The organism is Bacillus cereus group sp. N12 (assembly GCF_016483575.1).
GTDB classification, from domain to species: Bacteria; Bacillota; Bacilli; order Bacillales; family Bacillaceae_G; genus Bacillus_A; species Bacillus_A toyonensis.
Genome location: NZ_JAEHBO010000025.1, coordinates 22,959 through 36,919, shown reverse-complemented (window position 1 = coordinate 36,919; position 13,961 = coordinate 22,959). Strand labels below are relative to the sequence as shown.

Here is a 13,961-nt window from a genome sequence, read left to right as displayed (position 1 = left end):
GAAATGTACTTCTGGATTTTAAATTACGATTTATATAAAGAACTACTTCTAATAACCGCTACATCAAATGGTCTCCGCTGACTTGAATAATAAAAACTCATCATCTTGCCTTAAAATGCTCTAATAACCACATGTACAAAAACACCCGTTTGTTATCAAATTACACTTATAGTGTAATTTTACACTATAATCATTTTATCGTAAAGCAAATATAATCCCTATTAAAATCACGTTAAAAACATACTAATATTTAATTCTATAGCAATCACAGTACGGTTTTTATTGACTCCAACTTTAAAGTAACCACTTTAATTTCACTGCGAAAAAATTAAATAAGCGCCTCCGCTATTGCAAATGTCATTTACTTAACCTAATACATTTAATAATTATGACAAGCAATCATAGGAGGTTACTATATGAGCGAAGAATATATTATTTTACATGGACTTGCTCTTGAACCAAATTTAATTGGCCCCACTCTACCACCCATTCCACCATTTACATTCCCTACCGGACCTACTGGAATCACAGGACCTACCGGCGCTACAGGACCTACTGGAATCGGAATAACCGGTCCCACTGGAGCAACCGGTTTAGGAATTCTCCCCGTATTTGGAACAATAACTTCTGAAGTAGGAATCGGATTTGCAGCAGTAGTTAATACAAATGTTAATTTGACAATTCCAGGACCTGTTAGTGGAACTACTCTAACCCCAGTAGACAACTCCATTACAATTGATACCACTGGTGTGTACTCTGTATCCTTTTCAATTGTATTTGTGATACAAGCTATTTCGTCTAGTATATTAAACCTTACAATAAATGATTCCATTCAATTCGCCATTGAAACACGAGTTGGTGGTGGTTCCGGGGTAAGAGCTACATCCGCTAGAACTGATCTATTACCTTTAAACCAAGGAGATGTCCTTCGAGTACGAATAAGAGAAGCCATAGGTGACATTATTTATTCCAATGCATCTCTTGTTGTTTTAAAGGTCGACTAATTCGTTTATCAAAATAAAGATTCAAGCATGATAACAATGTAAAAAGAAGAGGTAACTTATATTTCAGTCTACCTCTTCTTTTTTATCACCAATTTACTGTTGAACATATATGGAAACAGAGCCTCCACTTACATGGAATTGCCCCCATCCATCTTTATTAATTGTTACAGTATTTGTTTGATTACCCGTAATATCGTACCATACTTCCCCAGCGTTATTCTTTCCAACATCCATCCACTTTGATCCTCCTGGTCCATCGGAGATTAATGTCGCTAAACCAGACTTAGCATGTACACTATCGCCTTCTCTTGTCCAGCCAATCACATCTGGATGGTCTAAATAATCCCGCTGCGTACCATATGCAAAGTTTTTTCGTGCCGTCAAAATTGGATCAATTTTATCTTTTAACGCTGGAATTTCATAACTACTATTTCCGCTTGTCCCATAGTAATCACCATAGAAAACTGAAGGATAGCCCTCTGCACGAGTTAAAATAAATGCATATGCCAGCGGCTTAAACCACGGACTTACTACAGATTCCAATGACTGCCCAGGTTGAGAATCATGATTCTCAACGAGAGTAACTGCGAGTGCAGAGTGATTTTTCATTACTGTTCCATTTAAAATATTTCTCATATCATAATTCCCATTTCCTGTTGAAGCATAATGAAAATTATAATGAAGCGGTGCATCAAATACAGATTGATTATAATTGACTTTTGCCAAATAATTGTTTAAAGTCTGGATATCATTTTGCCAATATTCAGCTACCGTAAACATTTCTTTCCCCGTTTGCTGCCTGACATGATTTACCCAATCGCGTAAATATTCATGATCAATATGTTTAACAGCATCTAAACGAAATCCATCTAAATTTAATTCATTCGCATACCACTTCCCCCAATTTTTCATCTCATTCGCAACATCTGGATGATCAAAATCAAGATCTGCATACATCAAATAATCATAGTTTCCATTTTCGCTAGACACTTCCCAGTCCCATGCTTTACCTATGCCCCTAAATTTATAAATTCGATTTAATTTCCTTCCTTCATCCCAATCCGTTCCGTCAAAATGATACCATTTCCATTTGAAATTAGAATAAGCATCTCTGCGCCCCGGAAAGTTAAAACCCGTCCATGCACTAATTTCATAATCACCTGATACTTCAATATTTCGATTGTTACGGTCTACCTCAACAGCTGTTACGGTTTCAGTATAATCAGCCCCACCTTTATGATTCATAACTACATCACCATATACGTCGATGTTTTGTTTATGTAAAGCGTCAATTGCAGATTTCAACTGTGCCTTTGTCCCATATTTCGTCCGCACCGTTCCTTTTTGATTGAACTCCCCTAAATCATATAAATCATAGGCCCCATACCCTACATCATTTTGCGAAGTCCCTTTATATGCAGGTGGTATCCATACAGATGTGATTCCCTTATGAGCTAAACTTTCAGCATCAGAACGCAAACGATTCCAATGATTCCCATCATTCGGAACGTACCACTCAAAATACTGCATTAATGTTCCATTATTTATCGTTGCTGCTTCTGCCTTATTCCTCCCATATATATTAGGAAAAAGCAAAATAAATAATAAAAAGACTACCGTAATCCTTTTCAACATATTTACACCATCCCCTTCAAGAAAACGTTTGCATAATTCATTAAAATTATTATAATATTCGTTCTACAGTTAGTAAAGTAACAATCTTTTAATCTCTCACATTATTTTTCAAAATATGAATTTAACTATTCCACAAGTACCCCCACATAGTTTAAAATTCACATCGTATTTAAAATTGTATACAATTTATCTATAAAAGTATGATGGAGGGATTTCTATGACAGACTTTCAAAAACAATTTTTCGCACGTTTACATATAGAAGAAAAAGAAACCATATCATTTGAAGATTTATCTCAACTTATGTATGGAATGGCGCAAACTGTTCCATTTGAAAATTTAAATGTTCTCGAAAATAACTTTAAAGAAATATCAAAAGAGAATTTAAAAGAAAAAATTTTAGTAAACAACCGTGGCGGTCTTTGTTATGAACTAAATCCTACTATGTATTACTTTCTTAAAGACTTTGGATTGGATGTTTATTTAGTTTCAGGAACAGTTTACAATGCTGCAAACTCTATATGGGCTGTCGATTCCGGACATATCGCAACTGTTTTAAAACATCATCATGAACTTTATTTAATTGAAGTGGGGTTCGGATCATACTTACCTCTTGCACCTGTTCCTTTCTCAGGTGAAGTCGTTCACTCAGTAACAGGAGATTATCGTATTCGCAAAGAAACAACTGCAAAAGGAAATTACATTTTAGAAATGCGTAAAAACAATGAGTTTCTGGATCAATCTTCTGCTGATGATTGGACATTAGGCTATGCATTTTATATAGAAGAAGTGGATGAAACGAAAGCGAATGCAGCACAAAAAATCATCGTTGAACATGAGGGCTCACCATTTAACAAAGTACCTCTTATTGTAAAACTTACACATGACGGACACGTTTCTTTAGCAAAAGATCGTCTTACAATAACAAAGGACGGTACAAAATCTAAAGAAGAAGTTACAGACGAGCAATATACAAACCTTTTACATTCGAAGTTCGGAATTACACTATAACTGTTTAAGCCTTGCTATTTACAGCAAGGCTTTTCAATTTTCAGCAGGGATTTTTTGCAATTTGTTGTATTTCATAGTTATATAGGAATATGACTACACGTTTAGAAAGGAAATGATTATGACAGAACTTAAAGATCGATTACAAGTACCCGATAATGAAAAATGGAAGTTAACAGATATTTACGATACGATTGATGATTGGGAAAATGATTATAAAAAAATAGAAATGTTAACAATTGAACTAAAAGAATTTAATGGAGATATTCACGATGGCAATCGTTTATTAGCTTATTTAACAAAGAGTGAAGAAATATCTAGCATATTATCTTTAATGTTCGCTTATGCGCGATTACAATCTGATCTTGATACACGCGATACTGACGCCCAATCCCTTGTCGATAAAGTATCACAATTACATGTAAAGGTAAGCGCAGCGAAATCATTCTTCTCCCCATTCTTACTTAGCGTAGAAGAAAACACTTTACACTCTTACATAGAAGAAACGGAAGGGTTACTATACTATAAAGAAGACTTATTTGAATTATACCGTTATAAAAAACACGTATTGAATAAGGATCAAGAAGAAATTTTATCCCAAATGGGTGAAGCACTTTCCTCTCCGCAACATACATTTGGGATGCTAAATAATGCAGATATATCATTTGGTGAAGTGACGAATGATGATGGAAAGAAAGTGAACTTAACACGTGGAATGTATTCAAAGTTAATAGAAGATGAGAATCGTGAGAAACGTAAAGAAGCTTATAAGGCATATTACAAACCGTATGTTCAGTTAAAGAACTCAATCGCTTCTACATTATCTTCTACTATTAAAAATAATGTTACTGTTTCAAAGCTAAGAAAATATCCATCAGCTTTAGAGAAATCATTATTTGGCGATATGGTTCCGAAAGAGGTATATGAAAACCTAATTGATACAACGAAAAAAAACATTCAAACATTACATACATACAATGAAATTCGTAAAGAAAAATTAAATGTAGACGAACTAAGACAATACGACTTAAGCGTCGATTTAGTACAAGGTGTAAAACAAGACATTCCATATGACGAAGCGTTTGATACTATGATTGCATCACTTGCTCCTTTAGGAGAAGAGTATATTGAAACATTAAAAGGTTTTAAAGATAAACGATATATAGATGTGAGAGAAACGCCTGGAAAACGTTCGGGTGCTTATAACTTTGGGGTATATGGCGTTCACCCATTCATTCTTTTAAATCATCACGATGATCTAAATAGCCTTTTCACACTTACTCATGAGTGTGGTCACGGTATGCATACGCATTATTCACACGGATACCAACCAAGAATTTCTGCACACTATTCCATTTTTGTTGCAGAAGTCGCCTCTACAGTAAATGAAGTGTTATTAATTCACTACTTATTAAAAGAAGCGAAAGAAACGAACGTACGTAATCATTTAATTAACTACTTTATCGATAGCTTTAAAGGTACTTTCTTTACACAAATCATGTTTGCAGAATTTGAAAAAATCACACATGAAATGGCCGAACAAGGTAAACCATTAAACGCCCAAGTCTTTAGCGAAATTTATGAAAAGCTATTTAGAGAATATAACGGTGATTCACTTGTATTTGATGAAGAAGTAAAATATGGATGGTCTAGAATCCCTCATTTCTATCGTCCATTTTACGTGTACAAATACGCAACTGGATTCGCCTCTGCCATTCAAATTGCCGATAAATTATTAAGCGGTGATCCAAATGCACAAAAAAACTATATCGAATTCCTTAAAGGTGGAAGTTCTGACTATCCATTAAACCTACTGAAAAAAGCTGGTGTTGATTTAACTACGCCAGAACCGATTGAAAGTGCATTAAATCGCTTTACTCAACTTGTTGAAGAGTTTTCAGCATTATAAAAAAAGCATGCAGAGTATATACTCTGCATGCTTTTTTCATTCGAATCACTTTATTCTACATGTTGCTGCGTCACACAATGAATCATACCACCATACGCATACAGTGCATTTACATGAATACCAACGATTCTTCTTCCTGGAAACTGCCCTTCAATGATTTGCAGTCCTAACTTATCATGTTCATCACCGTATACAGGAACCAATACAACTTCATTTCCAATATAGAAATTCAAATACGAACCTTTACAGTCTGCCTCTTTTACCACTTTTCTTGTTACTGGTACTGGGATGAGTTGAAATGGACTTCCATCTATATTTCTCGCTTGTCGCAATTCTTGATAATGCTTTTCTTGCGCATCCAAAAGGTACGCCTCTCCTTCCCCGAAAGGATCATATTCATAAAGAATCGTATTTTCATTTACAAAACGTGCTGCCCCATCAATATGATAATCCGTATCTTCATCATAATTATCTTCACCACGAATACCAGTTATCCATATAAAATTCGTTACCCCTAAATACTTCGTTAACTCCATTTCAATCTCTTCCTGACTTAGTGTAGGATTTCGATTTTCATTTATAATAGAAGTTTTTGCCGCCATTAAGGTCCCGTTTCCGTTTATCTCTATTCCTCCACCTTCTAGACAAACACTTGCTGCAACTTTTGGGATGCTATACATTTCACTTATTTCGTCCGGAATAACAGCATCATTTTCATACGGATATTTATCCCCCCAACCATTAAAAATCCAGTGCGTTAAGCAGAGATTTTCTTCCTTATCTTTTACAAATATCGGTCCATTATCTCTTATCCATATATCATCAGTTTCTTGAACTAAAAAATCAATTTTATCCATATTTACGTTCTCTTCAATTAGCTTCGATTGGACATGTGTTTTTTCTTCTTCATCATATACAACAATATGCACATTCTCTCCGTAATGAAGCTCCTTCGCCATCGTTACCCAAATATCATCTAACTTAGCTCTGTAACCTTCACCTCTATGCGTTTTATCATGAGGCCATTGGAGCCATGTCCCCTCATGTTTCTCCCATTCTGCAGGCATATAAAACAAACTATTTTCTATATTTCTCATACATGTTCACCCCTTCTCTAAATGTAAGTCCAGTCTATACTTTGACATCGTGTTAAGGTCAACAGCAATATATTCATTTGCTTGTAACTACTTCATACCGTTACTCTTTATTCTCCCTTGTGATACACTACTTCTCCTTGTAAAACTGTCATTAATACTTTCACACTCGGAATCTTATCGACACTCATTTTAGTAATATCCTCATTTAGTATTACGATATCAGCCGATTTTCCTACTTCAATTGAGCCAGTAATCTTATCAAGTCCTAGTGCCTTAGCTGGCTTAATTGTATAAGCATCAATAGCAGCCTGTACATTAGACAAGCCTTTCTCATCAATACTTAATGCGTTCGAAATCGTCACAAGTGGATTCAATTCATTTACATCCCAATCACTACTAAGTGATACATTTGCACCTGTTTTCCAAATTTGTCCTAACGGCATAATTCGTTTCATTTGCTGTTCTGTAAAATACGTACTTGCCCAGCTTTGTTTAGGATCTTCCGCAAAATCATGACCGACTTGAAAATCAGCGCTAACTCCTAAATGAGCAAAACGATTCATATCACTATCTTCTACCATTTCCACGTGCGTAAGCGTATACGGCTGTTTTGCCCCTTCTTTTTTCGCTGCTTCAATTGCATTTAAACTCTCTCTTACTCCACTATCTCCAATTGTGTGAATAAGTGCACCGTAACCAAGTTTATTAAGTTCAGTTAACCACCATTTCATTTTTTCTTCTGGAATATAGTTCAAACCATACGGGGTTCCTTTAAACCACTCAAATTTATATTTTTCAAGCGTTTTCGCTGTACTGTTAATACTAATTCCATCACTATACATCTTCACTTGATTAATAAGCATGCGTGACGACAAATCATCTCGCTTAATCTTTTGGAAATACTCGATTTGTTCTGCTTCATTTAAGTTCGGATACACCCACGGACGAAGTACTACTCGTGACGTTAACTTTTTCTCATCATTTACTTTATTCCAAACATCTAACCAGCCTCGTTTCCAATAGAGACGTCCATCCCCCACTGTAGTAATACCATTCTTCGCAACTTCATCTAAGCCGTCCAGCAAACCTTCATAATTTTTTTCGAACAAATTCGGTTGGGCATTCCATGCTTTTTCCATTACGATATCTCCAGCTGTATCATAAAGAATACCAAACGGTTCTCCTGTTTCTGGATCCCGAATAATTCTTCCACCTTGTGGATCTTTCGTATCTTTATTTATCCCAGCCAACTCCAATGCTTTCGAGTTAACCCATACAGAATGAGAGGTTCTTTCCATAATTAATACTGGATTATTAGGAAATAGCTCATCAAGAACTTGTAATGGCGTTTGTTGTTCTGACTTTTCATCCATATTTTTTAACAGCTCTTCCAAACTAAATCCTGTTCCACTTATCCATTCCCCATCTTTCACATCTTTTCTACAAGCATTTAAATACGAGCGTTGTTCTTGCAACGCAGCATCTGGTGAGACACTGCAATTCCCTGCTGCTGGTGATTTCGCTTCAAAAATATGATTATGATTATCCACAAAACCAGGAAGAAGTTGACGTCCTTGTAGATTTATCACTTTCGTATCTTTATTAATCAATTTTTCTACATCCTTATTTGAACCAACAAAAGTAATTTTCCCATCTTTAATCTCTATAGCTTCTGCCATTTCTTGCTTTTCATTAGAAGTGTAAATTGTACCATTTTTAAACACTACATTTTTGGGCAACTGACCAGGTAGAGCAGAGCTACCATTCTCACCTTCTCCTACTTCAGGCGTACACGCTGAAATCCATACCATACTTAGAATCAAACAAATAATCATGATTTTTCTTTTCATATTCTTTCTCCTTTTTATTATGATAAAATGAAACTTTAATTAGTGGTGGACTCCATCCCTCACTAATTATTTGCCCACATCCATCAGGCTTTTACGGACAGCCTGACTCCAAAAAAATAGCGGGATAAATTACTTTCGTATATAGAATAAGGATTGACATAATGTTAATGTCAATCCTTATTCTCATTCTATTTTCGTAACTAAAAAACAAATTTGTGTCACATACTCTTCTGTTAAACAATCACATTCTGGTCCCTTTATATAGACTTCATATGGATGACTCTCTAGTATATAGCCATTCCTTTCAACCCACTCTTCTAACGCCATATAAGCATAACCTATATAGTCATAGCTGCCATAATGCAAAGTGGTAACAATTTGATGCTGCTTTAGCCTTTTTATGTCGCACTCTTGTAATACACCTTTATTATCTTCATCCATAATCGGAATTCTTAATTCTATATGGCTGCGATTTGGAATATACTCTTCATCATAAAAAACTGTAGATGGAGAACCGACTATTTGAAAGCTATTTTTTTGTACTTGTTCATATAAGTCATAAAAATAATCATCCATATCGTCTATATCTATTTGTAACTTTTGAGCAATTACTGTTATTTCATTTCTCATTCCAATTAATACATCGTAACTTCTATGGCGAGCAATATTTAGACCTTTATTCATATTTACTATTTCATTCATTTCTGAAATAACCTGTAAATTTTGTTTCACTTCATGAGATAACTCCATAATTTGAGATTGCATATGTTCAACAAACGAATCTTGATCTGCTGACTGGAGAATGATTTTAATTTTTGGTAAAGGAAACTTGTACTCCCTCAGCTTTTTAATTTTTAACGCTACTTCCAGCTGCCCTTGTTCATAATATCTATATCCATTTACCGGATTCACATATGCTGGTTTTAATATCTCTTCTTTGTCATAATGCCTTAGCATCCGTGTACTCATTTTACAAATTCGTGAAAATTCAGTAATTGTATACATATAAATACCCCTTGAATACATTTTTTTATAAACTTATTCATCCCGATTGGTATGGGCTAATAATTAGAGGGGATGGCCTCCTCTAATTAAAGTTTCACCTTATTAAAACCAATCAAAAATTTTTCTAATTGAAGAACTTTCACCCTGATTGCTCAATCTTTTCATTTTTGAAGGCAATAAATGACTCGGACAATACCACGTTAAACAATTCATTGCACCTCCCATAGTCGATATTTCTCCTACATGAATTTGAATGACTTGTTTTTCCGTATGCTGTTGAATATATCGTAAAACTTCCCCGTCTTTTGCTAATCCAAACTTAGGAACATAAAGGGCGTCACATGTTTCTAACATATTTATATATAAACCTTTTGCCGATGCAATTTCTTGATCATATTGCCCTTTCTCTGTATATGACGAAGGAACAACGATAAATTCAGCTTCTGGCATTTGCTCTTGAATAATCTCTTGCACATGATATCTAAATTCATTATCACCTAGAAAATCACTAATAAACATTGTGTGTTCATCAATAAATTTAACCATTCCGTCCGCGTGCGCAAGTACATCTCCTTCTTCAGCAGGAATAATAATAACCCGGCTTACATCTAAATCCCACTCTAATTGCTCAATTATTTCCTCTTCCGTCCAATCATCGTTGTCATGAAATATGCGTTCTGTTAATATAACAGTATCTTTTTTATTCCAAATAAGATTGCCACCATCCAATATTAATGGTGATTTCACATACTCAAATTCATTTTTCTTCAACCATTTATTAAATTGTTGATCTAAATATCGCCCTTGATCCTCTGGTAAATAGTTTGGGTAATATTTAAATTTAACAAGATGATTCGTTATAACTGGCGCAACATCTCTTAGCCAAATATCATCATACTCAAAGAAGTTTGTATGAAAGTCTCGCTCTTCAACAGATAAAGATATAAGTTGATCGGTAAATGATTTTTTTTCATTTAAGTATTCATTAAAGTAAATAATGTCTTCAAACAATGGTTGATAATATTCATTCGATTCATCTGGTATTGCAGTAAAAATAATGCCACTATGTTTTTGTTCCATTTTATTTACCTCGCTTTTTAATAATGATTACATAACTGATTTCAATCAGCCAACTATTCCCCAATCCATTTCTCTTTTCATTACAATTTTTGAAACGTGCACATTTCATGAATGGATTATAGCACGGAGAAATATTATATATTTATATAAAAAATATATAGCTGTCGTTAAGCCGTAAAGTAACTCTTGACAAGATTTGAAAATAACGCATTTCAGACAACATTAAAAATATAATCATCATACCCAATGAATGATTAGCTGATTTTTTTATCAAGATTCATATCCATTACTTCGAACAAACCGTTTTGATTACATAGATCTAATACATGTGTTTCTACTCCTATACAAATCCCTTCTAATGGGAGATCGTTTGGGTCCTGACCAAATGGATCTTCAATTTCAACCCCTATTGCTTCAATCCCTATAAATGCAAAACTTATAAACGTAGTTGCAAGTACTGTAAACCACCTAAGACTATCAACAAGTCCGATCGGTAAAGTCCCGCAAAATATGAGCAGTAAAATTTTAATATGAGCAAAATATGCAAATGGGATAGGCGTTGTTTTAATACGATCACATCCACCCACAGCCGTAAGCAAATTATTCAAATCAGCTTCCATATTAATTATTACATTTGGATGAAGTCGACCCGTTTTTAAACCTTTTGATAGTATAGTTTTTAACATAAAAACTATACTAATTGGTAAATGAATAGATTCCGCCAATATTTCCTTTTCCTTCTCAGAACAAATATTAAGCAATGCTTTTATTTCAGTTAGATCTTTATCGTCTCTCAAATGCCCTTTCGCTATCTTAGGAAAAGCAATTAATAAATGTAAAAATTTTAGCTTTTCCTGATCCGTCTTTTTCTCTTCAGACTCCCAATGACATAAGAAACTAACTGCTAAATTTCTAGTAGAAGCACTAATCGTGCCAAATAACTTTCTACCCTCCCAGTACCTATCATAGGCAGTGTTCGTACGAAAAACTAACAGTAGACCTAAAGCTCCTCCAACAATTACCCAAGGAGTTTGATTAATTTTTATTGCTACATAATAGTAATTAATCACAGTGATTACTGTTGAAATGCACATATATAATAAAATTTGCGGGAAAATATCTCTTATAACTGTTCCCTTTAATGTAAATATTTGATGTAAACTATTTTGATTATTGTAATGTACCATATTTACAAAATCCCCTTCTTTTTTAATCTTTTATCCTTAAAAATTACGAAAGTATACAATTAAATAGTAAAATCATAAACCCTATCATTACGAAACTGGTGAAAATTATTTCTTTCAATACTCTTACTCCTTTTTTTCCAAAAGATATACCACTTTTTTAATTTAAACAACAAATGTTTACTATTCTAAATCACGACGCATTATTTTAGAATTCGCAACGAATAAAGCACTAATTAATACAAGAATCGCGCAGGCGTATAACAATATATCTATTGGACTATCATGATTTATAATAATGAGACGAACGATAGCTGTTATACCTATATATATAAAATATCGTAATGGAAAATGAAAATTCATTTGAAAATACTTTATAATCATTACGATGAATTCAAAATATAAAAAGAATACGACGATACTATCGATCAAATGATAACTAGATTCCTCACCATTTAATTTCAGTTCTTGTATAAATTGAATGACTTCTTTCACAAGAAACACACTTAGAACAACCCCTAAACAAATCAAAGCTACATTTAAAATGTACTGTAGAACGATAGGGAAAAACGAAAATACTATTTTTAAGTTCTTTAACACAAACATTTTCTCCTTTTCCATATAAAGTGAAACTTTAATCAGTAGGGAGTTTGTTCACCCCCTACTGATTATTAGCCCACACTAACCGGGCGTTTATGGACAGCCCGACTCCCACCTAACTTCTTTTTTCGAGTCGAGTTTTAAGGTGAGAGCCTTACTACCCGCAAATAGCGGGATAAAACGAAAAGCGACAATACACTATACTCCGATTATCATTATATTAAAACGTTTTATTTTTACGAATAATAAAGCATGACAAAATAGGTAAAGATAGTATTTCATCTATTTTGTCTATACAGCAGTATAACGAAACTCCAAACGATTATTTCAATTGAATTGGTTGTTGTTGTGTCACACAATGAATCATACCGCCATTTTTATAAAGCTCTCTCACATCAATACCTACTACTTTACGATCCGGGTATAACTTCTGAATCGCGTCGTTTGCGATTTTATCATTTGGATCATTATAATTAGGCACCAATACCACTTTATTCCCAATATAATAATTGATATATGATCCCTTATAATCAAGAGTTTTCCCATTTTCTAAAGCAACCTTGTCTTTACTAAGTGGTAAGTATTCATACTTATACTTCTTTCCTGAAGCATTTTTTGCATCCAACAATGTATCCATATCTTTGTTAGACAAACCCCATTCGGCTAGGTCGTCTTCTTTCATCGTTATAATAGTAGATTTATTATGGAATTTAGCAAATCCATCAATATGAAAGTCCGTAATATCTAAATTAGGTACTCCATCTAACCAAATAAAGTTTGACACCCCAAGGTCACTTATATATTTTTCAATTTCCTTTTCCGATAAATCAGGATTTCTATTTTTATTCGTTACAGCACTTCGAGTTAATAAAGCAGTCCCATTGCTATCTAATTCAATTGCGCCACCTTCAAGGACAAATTTCCCCCAATCAATTCTTTCAATCCCTAATTGCTTACTAACGTTCTCACGAATACGAGCATCATTTTTGTAAGGTGTTTTATTCCCCCAACCATTAAATGCTGGATCTAATATTTTTAGATTTTTATCATTATCATAAACAAAAATTGGTCCACTATCTCTTGCCCATACATCATCCGTAGGTGCTATAAAGAAATCAATCTTCTCCATATTTAGCCCTTCATCTGTTAAAAGCTTATTGATTCTCTCTTTTTCTTCCTGGTCATATGCAACAATGTGGACTTTTTCACCCGTAGTTAAAGCACTTGCCATCTTAACCCAAATAGGTTCAACTTCTTGTTGATACTCTTGACCATATGTGTATTCATGTGGCCATTGTAGCCATGTACCTTCATGTTTATCTGTTTCATCCGGCATCGTGTATTTTCCAATTTTTTTCTGTACCTCTACCTTCTCATTCTCTTTCCCTTTTGCATTTTCATTTTCACCTTCATAAGAACATCCACTTATAACCGTTGTAGCTAATGTAGCTATCAAACAAAACTTCACTACTTTTTTCATTTTCTGCCCCTCCTGTTCTTGTCTTCAATAATGTAAAGCTTCACATAGTGTGAAGCTCAAGCTTTTTCATCGATGTAAAAATTACCAATTATCCTCCCACGTGATAATCGT

11 protein-coding genes are annotated in these 13,961 nt (G+C 34.1%); 3 read left to right on the top strand and 8 right to left on the bottom strand.

Going from position 1 to position 13,961, the window contains the following annotated elements; all coding sequences use genetic code 11:
- The first annotated feature begins 416 nt into the window (after positions 1-416).
- Entirely contained in the window at positions 417-1,004 is a 588-nt protein-coding gene (gene betA, locus JDS92_RS13985) for a collagen-like exosporium glycoprotein BetA (protein ID WP_199632060.1), read from the top strand.
- A 93-nt stretch (positions 1,005-1,097) separates the two neighbouring features.
- On the opposite strand, the gene amyS is transcribed toward betA, so the two are convergent.
- The gene (amyS, locus tag JDS92_RS13980; RefSeq protein WP_000919648.1) at positions 1,098-2,639 is read right to left on the bottom strand and encodes an alpha-amylase; all 1,542 of its coding nucleotides are present in this window, start codon (positions 2,637-2,639) and stop codon (positions 1,098-1,100) included.
- A 217-nt stretch (positions 2,640-2,856) separates the two neighbouring features.
- Here amyS and JDS92_RS13975 point away from each other — a divergent pair, with 217 nt between their 5' ends.
- The gene (locus JDS92_RS13975; RefSeq protein ID WP_199632059.1) at positions 2,857-3,648 is read left to right on the top strand and encodes an arylamine N-acetyltransferase family protein; all 792 of its coding nucleotides are present in this window, start codon (positions 2,857-2,859) and stop codon (positions 3,646-3,648) included.
- A 118-nt stretch (positions 3,649-3,766) separates the two neighbouring features.
- Positions 3,767-5,554: an oligoendopeptidase F gene (gene pepF / locus JDS92_RS13970; protein WP_199632058.1), complete on the top strand. Its 1,788-nt coding sequence runs from the start codon at positions 3,767-3,769 to the stop codon at positions 5,552-5,554.
- 50 nt (positions 5,555-5,604) lie between these two features.
- On the opposite strand, the gene JDS92_RS13965 is transcribed toward pepF, so the two are convergent.
- The 7 genes from JDS92_RS13965 to JDS92_RS13935 form a co-directional block, all read right to left on the bottom strand.
- Positions 5,605-6,651, bottom strand: coding sequence for an agmatine deiminase family protein (locus JDS92_RS13965; protein WP_199632057.1), 1,047 nt, complete (start codon positions 6,649-6,651; stop codon positions 5,605-5,607).
- A 107-nt stretch (positions 6,652-6,758) separates the two neighbouring features.
- The gene (locus JDS92_RS13960) at positions 6,759-8,501 is read right to left on the bottom strand and encodes an amidohydrolase (protein ID WP_098911827.1); all 1,743 of its coding nucleotides are present in this window, start codon (positions 8,499-8,501) and stop codon (positions 6,759-6,761) included.
- 183 nt (positions 8,502-8,684) lie between these two features.
- Positions 8,685-9,506 (bottom strand): MerR family transcriptional regulator, encoded by an 822-nt coding sequence (locus JDS92_RS13955; protein ID WP_098000543.1) that lies wholly within the window; start codon positions 9,504-9,506, stop codon positions 8,685-8,687.
- A 102-nt stretch (positions 9,507-9,608) separates the two neighbouring features.
- Positions 9,609-10,586, bottom strand: coding sequence for an agmatine deiminase family protein (locus JDS92_RS13950; protein WP_199632056.1), 978 nt, complete (start codon positions 10,584-10,586; stop codon positions 9,609-9,611).
- A gap of 254 nt (positions 10,587-10,840) precedes the next feature.
- Entirely contained in the window at positions 10,841-11,773 is a 933-nt protein-coding gene (locus tag JDS92_RS13945) for a bestrophin family protein (protein ID WP_199632055.1), read from the bottom strand.
- 180 nt (positions 11,774-11,953) lie between these two features.
- Entirely contained in the window at positions 11,954-12,370 is a 417-nt protein-coding gene (psiE, locus tag JDS92_RS13940; RefSeq protein WP_000916785.1) for a phosphate-starvation-inducible protein PsiE, read from the bottom strand.
- Positions 12,371-12,692: 322 nt separating this feature from the next.
- On the bottom strand, positions 12,693-13,850 hold the full coding sequence (locus tag JDS92_RS13935) for an agmatine deiminase family protein (protein WP_199632054.1): 1,158 nt from the start codon (positions 13,848-13,850) through the stop codon (positions 12,693-12,695).
- Positions 13,851-13,961 lie beyond the last annotated feature (111 nt).

Excerpts from the sequence above, each read along its gene's own strand:
- JDS92_RS13975 (WP_199632059.1), top strand. The coding sequence starts at position 2,857 with ATGACAGACTTTCAAAAACAATTTTTCGCACGTTTACATATAGAAGAA.
- JDS92_RS13935 (WP_199632054.1), bottom strand. The coding sequence starts at position 13,850 with ATGAAAAAAGTAGTGAAGTTTTGTTTGATAGCTACATTAGCTACAACG.
- betA (WP_199632060.1), top strand. The coding sequence starts at position 417 with ATGAGCGAAGAATATATTATTTTACATGGACTTGCTCTTGAACCAAAT.
- pepF (WP_199632058.1), top strand. The coding sequence starts at position 3,767 with ATGACAGAACTTAAAGATCGATTACAAGTACCCGATAATGAAAAATGG.
- JDS92_RS13945 (WP_199632055.1), bottom strand. The coding sequence starts at position 11,773 with ATGGTACATTACAATAATCAAAATAGTTTACATCAAATATTTACATTA.
- JDS92_RS13965 (WP_199632057.1), bottom strand. The coding sequence starts at position 6,651 with ATGAGAAATATAGAAAATAGTTTGTTTTATATGCCTGCAGAATGGGAG.
- amyS (WP_000919648.1), bottom strand. The coding sequence starts at position 2,639 with ATGTTGAAAAGGATTACGGTAGTCTTTTTATTATTTATTTTGCTTTTT.
- JDS92_RS13960 (WP_098911827.1), bottom strand. The coding sequence starts at position 8,501 with ATGAAAAGAAAAATCATGATTATTTGTTTGATTCTAAGTATGGTATGG.
- JDS92_RS13955 (WP_098000543.1), bottom strand. The coding sequence starts at position 9,506 with ATGTATACAATTACTGAATTTTCACGAATTTGTAAAATGAGTACACGG.
- JDS92_RS13950 (WP_199632056.1), bottom strand. The coding sequence starts at position 10,586 with ATGGAACAAAAACATAGTGGCATTATTTTTACTGCAATACCAGATGAA.